Raw genomic sequence first — 20,089 nt, 5'->3', positions numbered from 1 at the left:
TCGATGTGGTTCCGTCGGTTCGCCCGCGTACGAGACCGCTGCAATGTTTCGGCGAACCGTGCGGCCGGCCCCTTCGCCCGCGCACCGGCGCAGACGGACGTCCCGGCGCGTGCGGCGACGTTGCCGCAGTGTGCCGAGGCGCCGGTCCGGAGCCGAAATCGGCGCGCGCTCTGGCTCCCGGCGACCACGAACCGGTAGCGTGCGCTGTTCATGAGGAGTTCGGTGGTCGTCGAGGTCTGCCGATGAGTTCGCGATATCTGCCCGGCCTGAGTGACGAGCGCCGCGCGGTGCTCGAATTCTGCGGGGAGTTGACCGAGGAGCAGTGGGCCGCGCCCAGCGCGGCCGCCGGATGGTCGGTGGCCGAGGTCGTCATCCACATGACGACCGGAGTGCGCGCGCTGCTCACCCCCAGTGCCGCCGCCATCGTGGCCACTCGCGATCTGGAGCGCCTCAACGAACAGCTGGTGGACGAAAAGCGTTCGCACACAACGCGTCACGTACTGCCGGAATTCGACACCTGGTCGCGGCGCGGCGTGCGGGCGCTGTCGCTGTTCACCGCGGCGGGGATACGGCGCATACAGCTCCCGATAGGTGAGCTGGGCTGGCACCGGCTGGACCTGATTCCGGCGATGCTGCTCTTCGACTGGCACACGCATCTGCGCCACGACATCGCGGCCGCGCTCGACCTTCCCCCGCCACCCACCGACGCGCTGCGCATGAACGCCATCCTGACCTGGCTCACCGTACTGCTGGAGCGTTCCCATCGCGAGGCGCTGAGCTGGCTCGACGCCCCGGTGGCGCTGACTTTCACCGGGCCCGGCGGCGGCACCTGGCGGATCGAGCCGCGGGGCGGGCGGCTGCGGGTGCGGCCCGGTCAGGCCGCCGGCGCCGCCGCCCATATCGCCGCGCTGGCGCTGGAGTTTCCGCAGTGGGGTACCCGGCGGTTGCCGTGGCGGGCGGGCGCGGTCGCGATCACCGGCGATGCCGAGCTCGGCGCCCGCGTACTCGACTCGATCAATCTGGTCTGAGCGGCCGACGCATGTCCGCGGACCGGACCCGCGTGGGCGTACAGTTGGGCTTCGACAAGATCGGCCCCGGCCCCCGCGGGCCGGCGGGCCGATTCTCGATCGGCAAGAGGGGATTCGAGTGGACAGGCCAGCGTGGGCGCCCGAGGGCGTGGATATGCAGCGGCCCAGCCCGGCCCGGATGTACGACGCGCTGCTGGGCGGTTCCCACAATTTCGAAGTGGACCGGCACGCCGCGGCGGAGGGGCGCAAGCTGGTGCCGGATCTGCCGCGGCTGGCATTGAGCAACCGCGCTTTTCTGCGCCGGGCGGTCCGATTCATGATCGACTCCGGGATCCGGCAGTTCCTCGATGTCGGATCAGGCATTCCCACCGCTGGGAATGTGCACGAGGTCGCGCACGACATCGATCCCTCGATCCGGGTGCTCTACGCCGACATCGACCCCGTCGCGGTCACCCACGCGGCCACCATCCTGGAGGGCAACGATCACGCGGGCGCCATCGAGGCGGATCTGCGCAAGCCGGAGGAACTGCTCGCGCGCGCCCGTGAGACCGGCCTGATCGACTTCGATCGTCCCGTCGGTCTGCTGCTGGTCGCCGTGCTGCATCTGCTGCAGGACGAGGAACGTCCGCGCGAGCAGGTCGCCGCGTTGCGGGCAGCCGTGGCGCCGGGCAGCTATATCGCGATCTCCCATCTGTCCTCGGCACACCGTCCGGAGGCGGCCGCACGGATTCACGAGGAATCGACCAGCGGCATCGGAATCCGTTTCCGCGACCGCGCGGCCATCGTCGACATGTTCACCGGCTGGAAACCGGTCGAGCCGGGCGTCGTCGAATTACCTCTGTGGCGCCCGGAATCCGAGCGTGACCTGCACGAGACGCCGGGACGCTCGCTCGGTTTGGGCGGCGTGGGGCACAAGGTGTGACGGGGTCCACGGGATAGGCAGGGGTTGCAGGGTGGGTTCGCAGGAGTTGGCGGCGCGGTGGGCCGACGCACTCGACGGAGTGGTCGCGCCGACGCTGACGCGAACCGAGATCGAGGCCCTGCTCACCGGCCTGTGCGAGGAACTGCTGGGCACGCTGCGCGGCACCGTCGGCCTCGAGGCGGCCCGGCTGGCCGCCTCGTCGCTGGTCGCCGCGAATTATCGCGACGATGCCGCGGTGAGCCGATCGGTGGCGGTGATCTGCCGCGATATGGTCGCCGAGATCTGCCCGGACCCCGGTGACCCCGATTACGAGACCGCGCGCGACCGCGCCGTCACCGTGGCCGGGGAGTTCGCCGCCGGATTCACCGCGGCCCTGCGCGGTGCCGCTCTGGCCGAACAGGAGACCACGCTGAGCGCCGCACTGGCCGCGGTCCGTGAGGAACAGGCGCGGCGGCAACTGTCGGAGGCCCGGTTCGGCGCCATCTTCGCCGGCGCCTCGGTGGGCATCGGCACCATCGACGCCGAGACCGGCAGGGTCCGCGACGTGAACGCCGCTTTCGCCGAGATGCTCGGTGTGCCGATCGACTTGATCCTCGGCCGGTCGGTGGCGGCGGTGCTGGGCGAGGGCAACGTCGGTGAGGCCTACACCCAGTTCCAGCAGCTGTTGCGCGGCGGTCTGGACCGCTTCCGGATGGAGACGTCGCTCACCCGGCCCGACGGTCACCATTCCGATATCGACCTGTCCATGTCGGTGGTGCGGGACGCGCGCGGCAGGGTGCGATTCCTGATCGGGGTTGCCGTCGACATCACCGAGCGCAAGGCGCTGGCCGACCGGCTCTGGCACGAAGCCCATCACGACGATCTGACCGGGCTCGCCAATCGGCTGCTGTTCTTCGACCGGCTGGCGCAGGCCGAGCCGCCGATCGGACTGTGCTATCTCGACCTGGACGGATTCAAGGAGATCAACGACGATTACGGGCACACCATCGGTGATCGCGTGTTGCGTACGGTCGCCGAGCGACTGGGGGCGGCGGCCGAGCCCGATGGGCTGGCCGCTCGGATCGGGGGCGACGAGTTCATCGTGCTGATCGAGCGGTGCGCGGGCGAGACGCAACTGGTCGACATGTCGTCCCGGCTGCTGGCGGCACTCGGCGAACCGGTGGTGGTGGCCGGTGGGTCGATCACGGTGGGCGCCTCGATCGGCACCGCGCTGGTCACCCGGCAGCCCGAGGCGGTCGACGATCTCATGCATGCCGTCGACACCGCGATGTACCGCAACAAGAGTGCGCGGCAACGGCCCGGCAGCCGGTCACGCCTGCATCAGTGAGCCGGCAGCGGCGAGGGGGCTCGATCCGCGAATTCGTGCCGGTCGCGCTCGTCGCCGTATCGGGCGAGGAAACCGGAGCAGTCGGGACATTCGGCGAGGATGGGATGGCGGCAATCGAGGATGTGGGCGAGGAAGCGATCGGTGGCCTCGAACAGGTCGATGCGGCGGCGCAACTGCGCTCGCTCGGCGGCGATGAGGGCCAGCCGTTCGTCGCGCCCGGAGATGCCGAGTTCCCGGATCCGGCGCAGCGACAACCCGGTGCGCTGCAGGGTGCGAATCAGCCGTGCCCGGTCGAGAGTCTGTTCGTCGTAGGCGCGATGCCCGGAGGGACTGCGGGCCGGATGCAGCAGCCCGACCGATTCCCAGTGGCGCAGCACATGCGCCTCGACTCCGACCGCCACGGCGGCGTCGCCGATCTTCAGTCCCTCGTCCATCGCCGGCCTCACCCCTTTACTTCATGTCGACCTTAAGTTTTATCGTGCCACAACACGTGGCGACGATCCCGTCGTTCGCGGCCCACCCACAGAACGGACGAATGACATGCCGGATCCGGTGAAAACACCGAGTGTGCTCGAATGCTGCACTGCCGCAGTGGGTTCCGTGCGCGGACTGATGCTGCCCCGCCGGCTCGATCGGCGCTTCCTGGCCTCGATCCCCGATGCCGGGCTGCCCGAGCCCCGAGGCGTCGTCTCGGTGCGCGCGCTGCCGCAGGCACCACGGTCGGTGCCGACGGCGGCGGTCGTCGAGGGAACGTTCACGCCGCGCCGTATCGACAACGCGCTGACCGCCTTCGTCGTCGAACATCCGCAGGCCCGGTTCGTGGTCGACCCCGGCGTCTGCCTGGATGCCGAACGTCGCGCGATAGCGCAACTCCCGGCGGTCCTGCGGGTCGCGGTCCGTCCGCCGGCCGCAACCGTGGCGACAGTCGACTCGCTGCGTGAACACGATCCGCGACCGCTGGATTTCGCGCTGCCCACGCACGCGCATTGGGATCATGTCTGCGGCCTGCTGGATCTGCCGGGACTGCCCGTCCACATGCATCGCGTCGAGCAGCGGTGGATCATGACGGGTCCGGTCGCGCCGGTCGGCGGCGTCCGCGATGCGCTGCGGGAGCGGCCCGTGGTCGAATACGACCTCGACGGACCGCCGGTGCTGACGTTCACCGCGAGCCACGATCTGTTCGGCGACGGGACCGTGGTGCTGGTGGATCTGTCCGGGCACACCCCCGGCAGTATCGGCGTGCTCGCCCACACCCGGCGGGGCTGGGTCCTGCTCGCCGGGGATGCCGCCTGGCACCACCTGCAGATCGACAAGATCCGTCAGAAGGCAAGCTACCCGGGCGGTTTCGCCGATGACGATCGCGATCTGACCTTCCGCACACTGCACCGGCTGCATCTGGCGCGCACGACGGTGACGGTGGTGCCGACCCACGACCACGCGGCCGCCCAGCGGTTGCGGGCCGAGGACGAGACCGTGGGCGTGGCGAACGACGGCTGAGGTCGCGGCGGCTCGGCACCTTCGACCGGTCCAGCGAGCCTCGGGTGGCTATGGACCGGCGGGCCACTCGCTCGCGACCATGGCCTCATGACCTCCTCGGCGTATGTTCCCGCTCTGGCCGGCCACGAATTCGCGGTCGGCACCACCTACCTCGACACCGCCTCGTACGGCATTCCACCGGCCCGCGCGTTCACCGCGGTGCGTGAGGTTCTCGACGGGTGGGCGAGCGGGCATCGCGCACCCTCGCGGTACGACGATCGGGTGGATCGGCTGCGCGCGGCCTATGCCCGCATCCTCGACGGCGCGACGGCAGCCGATGTGGCGATCGGCAATTCGGCCGCCGCGCTCATCGGCCCGGCCGCGGCCGCCCTCGCCCCCGGCTCCGAAGTGCTGGTCGCCGCAGGCGATTTCGCCTCCGTACCCAATCCGTTCCGCTACCGCGGCGATCTGCGGGTACGCACGGTGGAACTGGAGCGACTGGCCGAGGAGATTCGACCGGATACCGCGCTGGTGGCCTGCAGTCTCGTCCAGTCCGCCGACGGCCGGACGGTCGATCCGGCGCGATTGCGCGAGGCCACCACGGCGCACGACGCGCTGCTGCTGTTCGACGTCTCGCAGGCGGCGGGCTGGTTGCCGCTGCGATTCGCCGATGCCGACATCTGGGTGTGCGCGAGCTTCAAATGGCTGCTCGGCGCTCGCAGTGTCGGGCTGCTGGCGATCCGGCCGGAGATCGCCGACCGGGTGCGCCCGCATGCGCCGGGCTGGTACGCGGCCGCCGACCGCTGGGCGGAAATGTATGCGCCGCAACGACTTGCCGATACCACGCGGCGCTTCGACGCCACGCCCGATTGGCTGGGTGTGGTAGGCGCGCTGGCCGGAGCGGAACTGCTGGAGGAGTTGACGATTCCGGCGATTCAGGCCCACGATCTGGCGCTGGCCGACCGCTTTCGCGCCGGACTGGACGACCTGGGCTTCACGCCCGTGCCCGGACGAGCGCCGATCGTGTCGATTCCGGGCGCCGCAGCGGCCGCCGACGCCTTGGCCGAGGCCGCGGTGGTGACCACGGGCCGAGCGGGTGCGCTGCGGGTGTCGTTCCACGTCCACAACGATTCCGACGATGTCGACCGTGCCTTGAAAGCCTTGAGCGACAGCCGGAGTCGAACGACGTCGGGTCAGTAGGTGCGGCGCGGACGTCCCGGTGGCTGTCGCGATTCGGCACGCACGCGATCGCGCAGTTCGCCGGGAATGCGGTGGATGATCGCCGAGCGGTCCGCGGCCGCGAGTTTGCGGCGAATGGTCGCCACCTGGGCGTCGACCGTGCGGACCGACGTTCCGCGGCGCACCGCGACCGCACTGTTGGTCCAACCGGCGGCCACCAGAATCGCGATATCGCGTTCGGCGGGTGAGAGTTCCTGCCACCGTGCGTCGTCCGGGCCGGCGTCGGCGTCCTCGACGATCTCCAGCCGCCCGAGGAAATACCGCTGCAACTCGTTGTCCTGCGGCCGCATCCGCCCACCGCGACGCACCGCGGCGGCGTAACGCTCGGCCCCGAGCACCGTGGTCGCGGCCGCGCACGCCGCCGAGGATCCCTCCACCACCAGCGGAACCCGGTCCGAGGCGATCCCCATCGAGCGATGCAGCGCGGCCGTGCCGCCCTGCAGGTAGGCGATCTCCCGCGCGGCCGCCGCGAGCTCGTCCGGGCGCGCGCCGGATTCGATACGCCGCGACAGGATCGCGGCCAGCGCGACGGTACAGAAATGGATGATCCAGCCCGCGGTCCAGGTATCTCCGCGATCGAGATGCGCGGCCACCGCCGCCCGGCCCCGGCGCACGGCGTCCGCGGGGTCGCCGTGGCGGATGGTGGCGACCAGCTCCGCGAACTCGGCCCATGAAACCGCCCACGGCGCATCCGTTTTCGCCGCGTCGTGCAGATGGCGGCGCACCACCCGCCCGGCGACCTCCGGGGTCGCCAGGCTGGCGGCCGCGAGCACGGTGAACAGATCACTGCGCTGGGTGCCGCCGCGATCGCCGACGGCCGCGAACTTCCGGCGGGCGCGCGACAACACCTCGATCGAGCGCAGGTCCAGGCGAATCAGGAACAGTTCCAGTCCCCAGGTGAATTCGACCTGGGCCGGCAGGCCGATGTCGTCGGCGGTGTGCTCCCGCCACTCCCGGCGCAGCACCGGATCGGTGAGACATTCGGCGGCACATTCGCCGAGGAGGCGGGAGGTGTAGTCGAATCGGCCCTGCCACACCGCGATCCAGCCGATCAGGGCCTTGGCGGTGATCCGCAGCGACGACAACGCGGGATCGTCGCCGACCACCGCGAGGGCGCGTTCGGTGAGCCCGGCGACCGCGCGGTTGGTGCCGGTGAGGAACGGCACCCGCAATGCCATGACCACGGTGGCGATCTCGAGTCCGATCACGGCCTCGGCCGGATCGCCGAGGCTGGTCTCCACCGCGAGCAGCACGTCGTTCCATGCCCCGCGGACCCAGTCGATCCACTCCATCTCGTCGGGGCCGTACCACATCGCCTGTCCGGCAACGACTTTGTCACGGAAGTAGCGGCGATGGCGGGCAGGCATGCCGGACGGTGAGGCCGAACCGTCCGGCCGCTCCTGCAGCCGGAGGCGGGCGAACGCCCGCACGCTCTCGGGCAGGAAATAGCGCACCGAGGTGGCCGTCATACGGGTCGACACCAGCGACCGTTCGACCAGTCGCTCCAGCGTGGCGGCGATGACCCGCTCGGGCAACGCCTCGTCGGCGCAGACCTGTGCCACCGCGCTGTACTCGATACCGCCGCTGCGGGTTTCCTCGTCGCCGGGGTCGAATCCGGCCGCGAAGACCGACATCCGGTCCAGCAGCAGGCGTTCGGCGTCGGTGCACAGCCCGTAGGACCAGGCGATCACGTCACCGACGTTGCGATGACGCTCGTCGGCGCCGGCCCGCACACCCGACGACCAGTGCATCCACGCCTCGGAGTCGGTGCCGGTGAGATCGCGCAACACCTCGGCGAGGGGCCGGTAGCGCAGCCGGGCCGCGGCCAGCCGGATGAACAGCGGATTGTTGTCCACCTGCCGGCAGATCCGGGCGGCCAGTTCCAGGGTCGCGGGATCCGCGGCGATGGGCCGCCCGGTCAGTTCGGCACGCCGCCGGAACAGTTCCAGCGCATGACTTTTGGTGAGTGGCGGCACCGGCACCAGCCGCTCGTCGGTCCAGCCGATCGGTTCCCGGCTGGTGGCCACGACGGTGACGTCCGGATTCACGCTCAGTAGCTCGACGATCAGCCGCGCCACCGGATGCAGCACGTGTTCACAGTTGTCCAGGACCAGGATGGTGCGAGCGGCGCCGAGCGCGGCGAAGGCCTCGAGCAGGCAGTCTTCCGCGCTTCGGCCGGTGGTCGCGGTCGGTGCGACGGTGCGCACGATCTCCTCGGCGACCGCCTCGGCGTCGGCGCCGGTCTCCAGCCGCGCCAACCGCACCCACAGCACGTGGTCGCGACCGGGCCGCTGGGATCGGCGCAACGCCTCGGTAGCCAGCGTCGTCTTACCGATCCCACCCGGTCCGAGCAGCGTGATCAGCCGGGGCCCACCGGGTTCGAGCAGTTCGGCGATGCTGCGCAGTTCCGCTGTCCGGCCGACGAATTGGGATATCCACGGTGTGGTCACGACCGGGCCGTCTCGCGCCGGGCCAAAGCCTCGCTGCGCATCCGCTCCCGGGCCTCGGCGGGCAGATGCCGGGCGATCTCCGCGCGCGAGGTGATCTGCAACTTCTGCCGGACCATCGCCACCTGAGCATCGACCGTGCGCACCGAACTGCGACGGCGCACGGCGATGGCACTGTTGGGCCAGCCCGCGGCCGCCAGCACCGCCACCTCACGTTCCGCCCGCGACAGGCTCTCCCAGCGATCCGGCTCCGGCCGCGCCGCCGCCACCGCGCCGACCGGCGGTTGTGCCGTGACGACACACGGCTGCTGGGGCAGCGCCGAGCCCTCGGCGCGGCGCACCTCCAGCCGGCGCAGCTGCAGATGCCGAGCCGCGAGCCGATTGGCCTCGACCGGATCACGCCGGTGCAGTTCGGCGCGCGCGACGAGGCGGACACATTCGGTGAGATACCACCGTGCCGAGGTCCCGGTCAGCCGCACGATCACCAGTGACCGTTCCACCAGCCGGTCCAGTGTCGATTCGATCGACGCCGCGGGCAACGCCTCGTCGGCACAGATCGCCTCGATCGCCTCCCGATCGGCTCCGCCGCCTGCGGAACCACCCGGAAAGACCGACAACCGTTGCAGCAGAATGGATTCGGCCGGGGTGCAACGACTGGTGGACCACGCGATGTTGGCGCCGATATCGCGGTGGCGCGCTTCCACCCCGACCCGGGCACTGTCGGACCACTGCAGGCGACGGTCGTAGGCATCGCCGCTCACCTCGTGCAACACGATGGCGGGCGGATGGTGCCGCAATCTGATCGCGGCCAGCCGCAGGCCGAACGGATTGTGGCTCATATGCGCACAGATCCGCCGGAGAATATCGTCGTCCTCGTCGCCGGCGCCGGCCGTGCGGCCGGTGAGCTCCATGCGAATGCGCAGCAGCCGCAACGCCTGTGCGGGATCCAGCGAGGGCACCGGGACGAGTTGTTCGTCGATCCAGCCGATCGGCTCGCGACTGGTGGCCACGACGGTCAGCGCCGGATCGGCTTCGAGCATGTCGGCGAGCTCGGTCGCGAGGGCGGTGACCAGCCGATCGCAGCTGTCCAGCACCAGTACGTGCGGGGCGCCGTCGGGCCGGGGCGCGAAATCGCGCAGTTCGGCGATCGCGGTCTCGGCGTCCAGTTCCGCCAGCGCCAGCCAGCGCGTGGGCAGATCGACGTCGCGGCGCAACGTCTCGATGGCCAGCCTGGTCTTGCCGATGCCGCCGGGGCCGGTCAGGGTGATCAGCCGTGCGCCACGGGCGATCAGCGCGGTTATCCGCTCTCGCTGCGCGAGCCTGCCCACGAACTCACTGCTGGTGGCGGGCAGTACACCGATGCGCGATCGCTGGAACATAGTAGGAACAAGTTAGCCCACCGTGCCCCCGTCGCGTGTCCGGATTCGATACCGCGATCTGCGACTACCCCGTTCGCGCGACCGGCGCGGCCTGTTGATAGTGCATCTGCACGACCGCGCTGTCGAAGGTCATGATGTCCACCAGCTGCAGTCCCGCCGTATCCAGCGGTTTGGGGAACAGCGGCACCCCACCGCCGAGCAGCAGCGGGTGCACGAACAGCCGGTATTCGTCGACGAGATCGTGTTCGAGAAAGTACGAGGCGGTTTGCGCACCGCCGAAGACCACGACGGGTCCGGTCGAGGCCGCCCGCAGCGCGCTGATCTCGCCGATCGGATCCGCACCGATCACCCGGGTGTTCCAGCCCGGGTCGCGCAGCGTATGGGAGAACACCAGTTTCGGTGTGCGTTTCCAGCAGCGCGCGAATTCGACGTAGAACGGCGAGATAGCCGGATCGGCATCGGCATAGGGCCAGAACGCGGCCATGATCTCGAATGTCTTGCGGCCGTAGACGAACACTTCGGCCGCCCGTAGTTCGTCCAGGAAGGACTCACACAGCTCTTCGTCCACCACCGGCCAGTGAATTTCCTGGTCGGGCCCCTCCGCGTATCCGTCGAGCGACATCTGCATCCACAGTGTCACGCCTGCCATCGCTCACCCATCTGCCGTAACTTGCCGACGTGTGATTGTTCCCCCCGGTGGGGGCGGCGCGCATCGGTAATGTTCGGGCGCACCTACTTAAGTAGGTTGCGCCCGTTACCTATAGGTGCCGGATCAGAGCAGTTCGCCGTCGCGGCACAGGCTCGACGAACGCCAGGTCGGCGCCGGGCCCTCGCCCTGGGAACGCCACTGGGAGATCGGCCCGGCCGCTCGCCAGTACAGACCGCCCGAGGCCGGAACCGCCTCGTACACATCCTCGGTCCCCGCGATCAGCTGATCGCCCACGCAGTAGTCGTTGTAGGACGTGCCCGGCTGGCGTGCGCCGGGACTGAAGCGACCGGCCGGGTTTCCGAGCGCGCCCGGATTGGCCACGGTGTCGGCGCGGCGGGACGGACCGTCCGCATTCCATCGGGCGGCGCCGAAAAGGTCACTGCGGCAACTGAATGCCCAGCCGCCGGCATGCACCTGCGTCCCCGGGGCGAAGGCGGCGCCGGCCCACAGACAGTACGGTCCGGGCGCCTGTGCCGCGGCCGGACCGGCGGACAGGCCCACGACCGCGGCACCCGCGACGGTCGCGGCCAGCAGCAGGGATCGGGTGGTGCGGGCAAAGGTGGCTGCGGTCATCGGTGTGTCTCCGTTCAATCGTGCACTTCCGACGCTGATGGACGGAAGTATCGGCCACACCTTTAATGTACCGTTAGACAACGGCACGTTATATCGCGAAATATCCCCAGGGATGGGAGTGAAGGAATTTCGCGGTGAACGCTCAGGAGTCGGCGAGCGCCTCGTTCAGCGCACTGTCCTGATCGAGATACCGGGCCACGAACCGGCCGATCAGTTCGGCGCCGGCCTGTGCCGGGACGGTCCGGATCGCCTCGGAGCCCGCGGCCAGCCCGGCCACATCGGCCGGCGTGCCCGCCGAATCCTGGAAGCCGGTCCACACCGTGCGCTGGAACAGGTCCGTGAAGCGGCGCGCGATCCGGTCGCAATCGGTCGCCAGCCGCTCGAATTCGGCGATGATCTCCGGCTCCGGCACACCCGCGGCGGCCAGCCGGTCGGCGGCCTGCAGCAGCACCGGATCGGCGGCGCGGTAGGTGCTGGCGTCGACCGGCTCGTAGAGGCCGAGCGCGACGACTCGGGCCAGTCCGTTGGGCACCTCGCGCAACCGCTGCGCCAGGTCGGTCGCGGCGATCGTCACATCGGCCGGCGATTCGGCGCCCGACGACGCGTCGGGCTCCGCGACGCCCAGAATGTCGCCGAGATCGTCACCGCGATCCCAGGCGTTGAGCAGTTCCTTGATGCCGTTGAGTTTGATGCCGCGGTCCAGCAATCGGCTGATGGTCCGCACCCGGTTGAGGTGCGCGGCGCTGTAGAAGCCGGTGCGACCCTTGACCTGCGGCGGCGGCAGCACACCGCGCTCGTGGTACACCCGCAGGCTGCGCACGGTGGTCCCCGCCTCACGCGCGAGCTCGTCGATGGTGTACTCGGTCCGGGTCGTCATACATCAAGGAAACCACACTGAAACATACGTGGATCGAAAGTGTGCGGCGGCATGCCGGTTCCCATCCTTGGCGGTTCGATTGCGATCCGCGGGGGTAGCGGACCTATCCTGCTGTGCATGGACGATATGGCGGACGCGCGCCCCAGCGCCGCCGAGCGAGAGCGCGCACTGCAGGAATTGTCACAGCAACTGGGCGCCGGCAGATTGACCCTGCCCGAATTCGACGAGCGCACCGCGCTGGCCACCCGGGCCGATACCCGCGTCGAGCTGGCGGCGCTGTTCACCGATCTGCCCGCCGTCACCCCCGATCCTCCGGCCGCGCCCGCACCGGCCAATCCGCTGCCCTCCCTGGCCGTCCTGGCCGGTGCCATCACGGTGTTCGCGGGGGCGGCGGCATGGGCGGCCGGAAACTGGTTGTGGCTGTTGCTGATCGCCGCGGCGCCGGTGGCTGTGGTGCTCTGGCGGGTGCGCGGAGTCGCCTGAGCCGGTTCACCACCGGGTGCGCGGACGTACCTGATTGGCCAGATCGACGAGCCGGTAGCGATGCAACCGGCCCGGTGCCGTGCGGGCGAGGGCGCGCAGCGAGGTCTCGAGCCCCAGCTGCAGACCGGATTCGGTGAGCGCGAAGCCCAGCAGGGCCGCCTCGGGCCGGCGCGGCTGCCCGCCCGCACGCACCCATTCCAGCGCCGCGCCCACCACGACGACCTGCAACTGCAGGGCCCGCGGTTCCTCCGGCAGCGCTTCCAGGCGCTGCGCGGCCGCGGCGAGGTCCTCCTCGGTCACCTCTGCCACCGGTCGCGACACCAGCAGCAGTCCGCCGGTCATGTGGGCCAGCGCGTAGTGCCGCGAGGACATCGGCACCCGGTCGAGTACCGCGACGGCGTCGAGCAGTTCGCCGTCCGCGGCCAGTCGCCGCGCCAGTCCGAACGCCGCGCTGACCACCCCATGGTTGGTGCGCCAGACGGCCCGATAGAAGTCGACCGCGGCCCGGTGCCAGCGATCCGGATCGGCCGGCAGGTCGAGATGTTGCAGGACCAGTTCGGCGGTGGCCGCCAGCGCGAGCGCGGGGGCGATCTCCCCGGGCAGCATGGCGTGCACGGTGTCGAACTGCGTGTAGGCGTGCTCGAAGGCGCCGTCGAGCAGATCGGCGATGCCGCGGTACCAGGTCAGCCGCCAGTCGGTGTCGTAGTCGAGCATCAGTTCCCGCAACAGGGCCCGCGCCGGTTCCACTTCGCCCAGATCGAGATGGGCGCGCACCGCGGTGAGAGCGCCCTCGAGTTCGAAGGAACCGGTGTCGGCCAGCACCCCGGAGGCGATTCGATCGCGTATGCGCCGCAACGTATCCAGCGCGTGGCGCGGATCCCCGTGCAACAGCGTGGACATCAGCTCGGCACTGGGATCGGTGCTGTCCATCAGCGGAACCGGCAGGGCGGCCACCACCGCGCGCGCGTCGAGGGTCGGCATCCGGTGACGGCCGTCGACGATACCGTCGGTCTGGCCGATCAGCGTCTCGATGCCGAAATCACCACGCATGGAACCGAATTCGACCGAAGCCTGCGGATGTTCCCGGTCGGTGTCGGTGGCCAGCACCATCCGGAGCACGCCGGTGAGCTGGCAATACATCGAATATGTGGAGGGGAATCGGCGGGCCGGTTCGGGATCGGTGGCCCGGCACAGCAGCCGATACAGCGACGGATAGCGGACCAGCAGCGGATGTGCCTGCGGCTCCGGCATTTCCGGGAGCTGATGGCCGCGCTCGTCGCGCGGCAACTGCATCACCAGTGCCGCCAGGGTGCGGCCCACGGTGTAGATGTCGGAGGCGACGGTGGGCCCGGTCTCGGTGATCTCGGGCGCCTGGAAACCCGGTGTGCCGTAGATACTTCCGAACGACTCCATGGCCGCCACCGCGCCGAGGTCGATGAGTTTGACCTCGTCCTCGCTCACCATGATGTTGTCGGGTTTGAGGTCGTTGTAGGACAACCCGAACGAATGCAGGTAGTCCAGCGCCGGCAGGACCTCCATCACGTACGCGATGGCCTCCGCAACCGGAATACGCTGCGGCGCACGCTGATCGAGCACACGCTTGAGCGATTGCCCGCCGACGTACTCCATCACGATGTAGCCGTCGGCGACATCGCGGCCCGGGCCGCGGTGCTTGACGAAGTTGTAGATCTTCACGATGCCGGGATAGGCGACCTCCGACAGGAACTGCCGCTCCGCGAGCGCGACCACGTGCGCCTCGAAATCCTGCGGATTCTGCAGACCCTTCAGCACCACCCAGCGATCGCTGACATTGCGGTCCACGGCCAGGTAGATCCAGCCCAGACCGCCGTGCGCCAGGCAGCCCTGCACCTCGTACTGTCCGGCGACGACCTCACCCGGTTGCAGAATCGGCCGGAAGTTGAACGGGGAACCGCATTTTCCGCAGTCCCCCGCGACCTGTCCGGGGCCCGCGTCGCCCGCGCGCCCGACCGGGGAGTTGCATTTCCAGCAGAACCGCTTCTCCTCGGGCACTTCCGGGTCGTCCAGCACCGCGGCCCGCGGATCCACCGAGACCACCCGCGGCATCTCCACCAGGCCGGCGCCCAGCCGGCGCGGACTCGGCCGCGAGCGCGCGCTGCGACCGGAGCCGGTGTCGGTGCCGAGCGTGTCGACCTCGACATCCGCGGTCACCGGCCCGGAGAACGGGTCCGACACGAAACTCGTTGCGGCACCGTCTTTCTCGACAGCGATCCCGCCGGCCTGCCGCACGGACGGTTCATCCGGAGAGTCCACCGCGACGCGCAGTCGCTGCGAGAGTTCTGTCCCACCGTTGCGTCGCGTCGCCCACGGATGCGCATCGGGTCCGCGCACCTCACTGCGGCGGATGCGGCGATTCGCCCACGGATGCGGAAGTGGCGTATCGGGTCGCTCCGGCATGAGAAACCTCCCGAGGCCGCTGATGAACCGGGGCCTCATTCTCGTTCCCCGTTCGCGGTCCCGCGCTCGCGAGCTTCCCAAGGCCGGGAACAACTCCGCCCCGGTGGTACCGGGGCGGAGGGAGCGACTACTTCTGGGCGTCGGGCGCTGATCCCGGCTCCCCGGATTCGGCTGCCGACTCGGCCGCCTCGTTCTGCAGCGGACGCTCCGCCAGCACCGGGAACTGACCGGTGTAGCCGAGACGCTCGGTGGCCATGGCCAGGACCTTGCGGCGGGCCAGGAACCAGCCCGCGACCAGCGCGGGCAGCATGACGCACACCATGGCCAGCACGGCGAAGCGCTGCACGTCGTCGTCGCTGGCGGCCATCAGGACCACCACGGCCGCCAGGAACACCAGGGTCGCGATGCTGGTGTACGGAGCGCCGATCAGCCGGAACGACGGCCGCTCGAGCTTGCCGATGCGCGACCAGCGCCACAGCTGCAACTGGCACAGGATGATCGCCGTCCACGCGAAGATCGTGCCCAGCGCAGACATGTTCAGCACGATCTCGAACGCCTTGTCCGGCACCATCGCGTTGAGTCCGACACCGATCAGAGCGATGCAGCCGGTAGCGAGGATGCCGACGTAGGGCACACCGGAACTCGACATGCGCGAGGCCACCTTGGGCGCGCTGCCGTTCATCGCCATCGAGCGCAGGATCCGGCCCGTGGAGTAGAGCCCGGCGTTCAGGCTGGAGAACGCGGCGGTCAGCACGACGAGATTCATGATCGATCCGGCGCCGTTCACCCCGAGTTTGGAGAAGAAGGTGACGAACGGGCTCTCGCCGGCGTGGAAGTCGCTGTAGGGCAACAGCAGTCCGAGCAGGACCAGCGAACCGACGTAGAACAGCGCGATCCGTGCGATCACCGAATTGATCGCGCGCGGCATGATCTTCTCCGGATTCTCGGCCTCACCCGCGGCGGTGCCGATCAGCTCGACTGCCGCATAGGCGAAGACGACACCGGTGGTGACGGTGATCAGCGGCAGGAATCCGGTCGGGAACAGACCGCCGTGCGCGGAGAGCAGGCTCGGGCCGGTGGTCTGGCCGTCCAGTTCGAAGCGGCCGCCGAGGATGACCACACCCACGATCAGGAAGGCGACCAGCGCGACCACCTTGATCAGCGCCGCCCAGAACTCGAGCTCGCCGAACCAGCGCACCGAGATCAGGTTGATGCTCACCACGATCGCCAGTGCGATCAGCGCGATGAGCCACTGCGGAATGCTGCGGGTCCCTCCCCAATAGTGGACATAGGTCGCGATCGCGGTGATGTCTACGATCCCGGTCATACACCAGTGGAAGAAGTACATCCAGCCGACGCCGAAAGCCAGCTTCTCCCCGTAGAACTCGCGAGCGTAGGAGACGAACGATCCCGAGGAGGGGCGATGCAGCACCAGCTCGCCGAGCGCTCGCAGGATGAAGAATACGAAGATTCCACAGACGGCGTAGACGAGGAACAGGCCCGGGCCCGCGTCGTGCAGGCGGCCGGCGGCGCCGAGGAACAGGCCGGTGCCGATGGCACCGCCGATGGCGATCATCTGCAGCTGCCGGGGGCGCAGCGATTTGTGATAGCCCGCATCCTCGGCATGCAGCGCGTCCGCGGGCGCCGTCGCCTCCGAGGGAGGTCGAACAGTTGTCATGGGGGAGGACCTTTCACGTGACGGCGATCATATCTATGGGCAATGTACCGTCATTCAACGGCACGTTCAATACGTGGGATGGGTTGTAACACAACGGAAATGCCATCCGCCGAGGTTGGCGGTAGATCATACCGATAGGTATCGGTACGCTGGATAACGACAACGGCCGAGGAAGGGCGAGGATATGGCCTGGTTCGAACGGGAATTCATCGCCGTCCCGGACGGTCGCAAGGATCAGCTGGTCTACAAGTGGCCCGATCTGAACATCCGGCGCTACAGCCGGACGATCGTCAACGCCGATCAGATCGCACTGTTCGTCAAGTCCGGCCGGGTCGTCGCGACGATGGGGCCGGGGCGCCATCGCGTCGACGCCGACGAGCTGCCGGTGCTGGGCGCGCTGGTCGACACCGTCACCGGCAACAACTTCTACCGCGCGGAGCTGTATTTCGTTTCCACGCGCGAATTCGCGGGCGTCAAATTCGGCGGCCGGCTCGACGACATCGTCGACCCGGCCAGCGAGCAGATCGTGACGCTGCGGGTCTTCGGCGAATTCGCCCTGTCCGTCCGCGATCCCGCGCAACTGATCACCTCCCTCGTCGGCACCACCGATCTCACCGATCCTGCCGGAGTTCAGGCCTGGTGCGCGGATTTGCTGCTCAAGTCGATGAAGATGACCGTGTCGCACGGCATCTCGCAGGGCGACTGGCAGGTGCTCGGCCTCTCGGCGCAACTGCAGTCGATCGAGTCCGCGGTGGTGCGCCAGACCAATCTCACGCTGTACGAGTACGGAATGCGGATCTCGCGCATGGGTAATTTCGACATCACCCTGGCACCCGAGGACGCCGAGCGGCTCAAACGACTCGCCAAGGATGTCACCTATATCCGGCTCGCCGGCGACTTCCAGCGTTACGCCGCCGGGGAAATGGCCCTGGGCGCGGGACAGGGAATGGCGCACGGACACGGCGGCGGTGAAGGTGGATTCCTCGGTGCCGCACTGGGTCTCAACGCCATTGCCGGCATGGGGCAGCAGCCGACGGTGCCGTGGGCCGCGCAGCAATCCCCGCCGCCCCCGCCACCGTTCGGTCAGCCCACGGGCCGACCGGCGCTGCAACCGCCACCCGCTCCGGAGTCGACGACTTCGGGCTCGCTGCCGCCGACAACTCCCGGGGCCGACGCCTCCGCGACGACCGCCTCCCCCGCCGCCGCCTCGAGCGCCGAATCGCCTTCGTCCGCGGCGTCACGGCCCGAGAGTGACGACGCCACCGCCTCGGAGCAGGTGACCTGCGCATCCTGCGATACCGACAATCCTCGCACCGCGCGATTCTGCATGCACTGCGGGACCCGGCTGGCGGCTCCCCCGCGGCACTGCGCCGAATGCGGTGCGGACCTCCCGCCCGCGGCCCGGTTCTGCGGCGCCTGCGGCACCCCCGCCGGTCCGTGAGCCACCGCGGCTGCTCGCTGAGACCGGGGAGCGGCTCGATCCATCGGTCCGACCGCCACACGGCTGACGGCTCGACGATCGCGCATGCGGGCCACCACCATTCGGAGTTCGCCGTCCCATAGTCTCGCGGTTGGGCACGAGCCCCGTTCGCGCTCCGCAGGATTCGCGTACGCCGACGCCGCCCACTCGTGAAGCCGAGTGGGCGGCGTCGGCGGGGTTCCGGAGTGGGTTCGGGTGTGCCGGTCCCAGGCGGCGCACCCGAACCCACCGGCAGGTCAGCTGGGCACCGTCGCCGTCGTTTCGGCGCTGCCGACCATGCTGCGGACCTGGCGTGCGGCTACCGACAGGGTCGCCAGGTCGTGGGCGTCGGAGGTGAAGATCTCCCCGAGTGCCGCGCGAGCACGGCTGAGACGGGAGCGGTTGGTCGATTCCCAGTAGGCGATCTTCTCCTCGGGGGTGTCGACCGGTTCCGTGGTGGTCAGCACGTCGGCGGTGAGCGAGCGCAGCGAATCGTAGAGATCCTCGCGAACGGCCAAGCGCGCCAAGGTCTGCCACCGATCGCCGCGATCCAGTCCGGCCACCGCGGACAGCAGGCGCTGGATGTCGAAGTGGGCGTCCAGCGCGTAGTAGAGCGCGGCCACCTCGTCGGCATCGCGTTCACAGATATCGGCGATGTCGAGCACGTCCAGCAGCGGGAACCGATGGATCAGCAGGAACACCTCCTCTGCCAGTTCCCGCGGCGCGCCGTGACCGATCGGCCCGCCGGAGCGCGACATCAGATCGTCGGCGAGCGCGCCGGGCCGCCAGGCCGGCACCCGGGCCGCCAGCGCCCGCACCCCGTCGCGGTAGCGCGCGATGCCTGCACCGACCGCGATCGGCTGTGGCCGATTGGTCAGCAGCCAGCGCGCCGCCCGGTCCAGGGTGCGTTTGGTCTCCATCTCCAGCTCGTTGCGCGCCGCCGCCGGCATCGGCGTGGTGCGGATGCGCTCCCACAGCGATCGCAGATCGAAGATCTCCACGGCCGCTGTGAAGGCGCGCACCGCATCGTCGGTGGTGGCGCCGGCCTCCTCGGCGAGCCGGAAGGCGTAGGTGATGCCGCCGTAGTCGACCATATCGTTGACCACCATGGTGGCCAGGATCTCCCGGCGCAGCGGATGCCGGCCGATCGCGGCGCCGAAGCGCTCCCGCAGCGGTGTCGGGAAGTACCCCGGCAGCAGCGCTTCGAACGCACTGCTGTCCAGCAGATCACCACCGAGCAGATCCGACTTCAGCGAAAGCTTCACGTGCGCAAGCAGATTAGCGAGCTCGGGTGAGGTCAGCCCGGCACCGGCCGCGGCGCGCCGGTCCAGCTCGGCATCCGAGGGCAGTGCCTCGAGCTGCCGGTCCACACCGCGCCGAGTCTCCAGTTCCGCGATCAACCGCCGGTGCACCCCCACCATGGCGGCCGCATTCGAACGCGACAGACCCATCCGGAAGTTCTGGGAGATGTTGTCGCGCAACACCAGTGCCGAGACCTCGTCGGTCATCTCGGCCAGCAGGGCATTGCGGTCCGAGGCGGCCAGCTCACCGGACGAAATCGCCGCTCCCAGCAGGACTTTGATGTTGACCTCGTGGTCGGAGCAATCCACGCCGGCGGAGTTGTCGAGCGCGTCGGTATTCATCCGGCCACCGAGTTTGCAGAACTCGATCCGGCCGAGTGCGGTGGCGCCCAGATTGCCGCCCTCGCCGATCACCTTGACGCGCAACAGATCCGCGTCGACCCGCACGGCGTCGTTGGATTTGTCACCCACATCGGCGTGCGATTCGGTACTGGCCTTGATGTAGGTGCCGATACCGCCGTTCCACAGCAGATCGACCGGCGCCAGCAGGATCGCCCGGATCATTTCCGGCGGGGACAGCGTGCTCACACCCGGATCCAGATCCAGCGCGGCGCGGATCTGCGGCGTGATCGCGATGGCCTTGGCGGAGCGATCGAAGACGCCGCCGCCCTCGCTGATCAGCGAGGTGTCGTAATCCGCCCACGACGACCGCGCCAACCCGAACAACCGCTTCCGCTCCGCGAACGACACCCCCG

16 protein-coding genes are annotated in these 20,089 nt (G+C 69.3%); 7 read left to right on the top strand and 9 right to left on the bottom strand.

The annotated features are described in order from the left end of the window. The first annotated feature begins 242 nt into the window (after positions 1 to 242). The 3 genes from IG65_RS0114585 to IG65_RS0114575 all read left to right on the top strand — a co-directional run bounded on the left by IG65_RS0114585 (position 243) and on the right by IG65_RS0114575 (position 3,277). The gene (locus IG65_RS0114585) at positions 243 to 1,028 is read left to right on the top strand and encodes a maleylpyruvate isomerase N-terminal domain-containing protein (protein ID WP_030515455.1); all 786 of its coding nucleotides are present in this window, start codon (positions 243 to 245) and stop codon (positions 1,026 to 1,028) included. Positions 1,029 to 1,146: 118 nt separating this feature from the next. After that, on the top strand, positions 1,147 to 1,950 hold the full coding sequence (locus IG65_RS0114580; RefSeq protein ID WP_030515454.1) for an SAM-dependent methyltransferase: 804 nt from the start codon (positions 1,147 to 1,149) through the stop codon (positions 1,948 to 1,950). 31 nt (positions 1,951 to 1,981) lie between these two features. Further along, positions 1,982 to 3,277, top strand: coding sequence for a sensor domain-containing diguanylate cyclase (locus IG65_RS0114575; protein WP_030515453.1), 1,296 nt, complete (start codon positions 1,982 to 1,984; stop codon positions 3,275 to 3,277). Here the strand turns inward: IG65_RS0114575 and IG65_RS35895 are convergent. Beyond that, positions 3,271 to 3,711, bottom strand: a complete 441-nt coding sequence (locus IG65_RS35895; protein ID WP_051756022.1) for a MerR family transcriptional regulator — start codon at positions 3,709 to 3,711, stop codon at positions 3,271 to 3,273. The genes IG65_RS0114575 and IG65_RS35895 overlap by 7 nt on opposite strands. Positions 3,712 to 3,868: 157 nt before the next feature. On the opposite strand from IG65_RS35895, the gene IG65_RS0114565 reads away from it, so the two are divergent. Both IG65_RS0114565 and IG65_RS0114560 read left to right on the top strand, forming a co-directional pair. Beyond that, on the top strand, positions 3,869 to 4,774 hold the full coding sequence (locus tag IG65_RS0114565; RefSeq protein WP_231509209.1) for an MBL fold metallo-hydrolase: 906 nt from the start codon (positions 3,869 to 3,871) through the stop codon (positions 4,772 to 4,774). A gap of 87 nt (positions 4,775 to 4,861) precedes the next feature. Beyond that, positions 4,862 to 5,953: an aminotransferase class V-fold PLP-dependent enzyme gene (locus IG65_RS0114560; protein WP_036524532.1), complete on the top strand. Its 1,092-nt coding sequence runs from the start codon at positions 4,862 to 4,864 to the stop codon at positions 5,951 to 5,953. Here the strand turns inward: IG65_RS0114560 and IG65_RS0114555 are convergent. The 5 genes from IG65_RS0114555 to IG65_RS0114535 all read right to left on the bottom strand — a co-directional run bounded on the left by IG65_RS0114555 (position 5,947) and on the right by IG65_RS0114535 (position 11,977). Then, on the bottom strand, positions 5,947 to 8,442 hold the full coding sequence (locus IG65_RS0114555; RefSeq protein ID WP_030515449.1) for an AAA family ATPase: 2,496 nt from the start codon (positions 8,440 to 8,442) through the stop codon (positions 5,947 to 5,949). The two genes, IG65_RS0114560 and IG65_RS0114555, sit on opposite strands and share 7 nt — an antisense overlap. Further along, complete coding sequence (locus IG65_RS0114550) at positions 8,439 to 9,818, bottom strand: AAA family ATPase (protein WP_030515448.1); 1,380 nt, start codon at positions 9,816 to 9,818, stop codon at positions 8,439 to 8,441. The genes IG65_RS0114555 and IG65_RS0114550 overlap by 4 nt, the downstream gene beginning before the upstream one ends. 64 nt (positions 9,819 to 9,882) lie before the next feature. Beyond that, positions 9,883 to 10,467 carry a dihydrofolate reductase family protein gene (locus tag IG65_RS0114545; RefSeq protein ID WP_030515447.1) on the bottom strand — a complete coding sequence of 195 codons (585 nt, stop codon included), beginning with the start codon at positions 10,465 to 10,467 and terminating at the stop codon, positions 9,883 to 9,885. A gap of 123 nt (positions 10,468 to 10,590) precedes the next feature. Continuing rightward, the gene (locus IG65_RS0114540) at positions 10,591 to 11,100 is read right to left on the bottom strand and encodes a hypothetical protein (RefSeq protein WP_030515446.1); all 510 of its coding nucleotides are present in this window, start codon (positions 11,098 to 11,100) and stop codon (positions 10,591 to 10,593) included. Between the two features lie 142 nt (positions 11,101 to 11,242). Further along, positions 11,243 to 11,977: a MerR family transcriptional regulator gene (locus IG65_RS0114535; RefSeq protein WP_030515445.1), complete on the bottom strand. Its 735-nt coding sequence runs from the start codon at positions 11,975 to 11,977 to the stop codon at positions 11,243 to 11,245. A 117-nt stretch (positions 11,978 to 12,094) separates the two neighbouring features. Here IG65_RS0114535 and IG65_RS0114530 point away from each other — a divergent pair, with 117 nt between their 5' ends. Continuing rightward, positions 12,095 to 12,460: a DUF1707 domain-containing protein gene (locus IG65_RS0114530; RefSeq protein ID WP_036524529.1), complete on the top strand. Its 366-nt coding sequence runs from the start codon at positions 12,095 to 12,097 to the stop codon at positions 12,458 to 12,460. Positions 12,461 to 12,466: 6 nt separating this feature from the next. Here IG65_RS0114530 and IG65_RS0114525 read toward each other — a convergent pair whose 3' ends face one another. Both IG65_RS0114525 and IG65_RS0114520 read right to left on the bottom strand, forming a co-directional pair. Then, positions 12,467 to 14,896 carry a serine/threonine-protein kinase gene (locus IG65_RS0114525; RefSeq protein ID WP_030515443.1) on the bottom strand — a complete coding sequence of 810 codons (2,430 nt, stop codon included), beginning with the start codon at positions 14,894 to 14,896 and terminating at the stop codon, positions 12,467 to 12,469. Between the two features lie 127 nt (positions 14,897 to 15,023). Next, a complete protein-coding gene (locus IG65_RS0114520; RefSeq protein ID WP_051756016.1) occupies positions 15,024 to 16,574 on the bottom strand; it encodes an amino acid permease in 1,551 nt (516 codons plus the stop codon). Positions 16,575 to 16,758: 184 nt separating this feature from the next. On the opposite strand from IG65_RS0114520, the gene IG65_RS0114515 reads away from it, so the two are divergent. Then, positions 16,759 to 18,015 carry an SPFH domain-containing protein gene (locus IG65_RS0114515; protein WP_030515441.1) on the top strand — a complete coding sequence of 419 codons (1,257 nt, stop codon included), beginning with the start codon at positions 16,759 to 16,761 and terminating at the stop codon, positions 18,013 to 18,015. A gap of 275 nt (positions 18,016 to 18,290) precedes the next feature. On the opposite strand, the gene IG65_RS34735 is transcribed toward IG65_RS0114515, so the two are convergent. Beyond that, the coding region (locus IG65_RS34735) for an NAD-glutamate dehydrogenase domain-containing protein (protein WP_036524607.1) at positions 18,291 to 20,089 on the bottom strand (1,799 nt) is incomplete at its 5' end.

Source organism: Nocardia sp. NRRL WC-3656 (assembly GCF_000720265.1).
In the GTDB taxonomy this organism is placed as follows: domain Bacteria; phylum Actinomycetota; class Actinomycetes; order Mycobacteriales; family Mycobacteriaceae; genus Nocardia; species Nocardia nova.
This window is presented reverse-complemented; position numbering and strand designations above follow the sequence as displayed.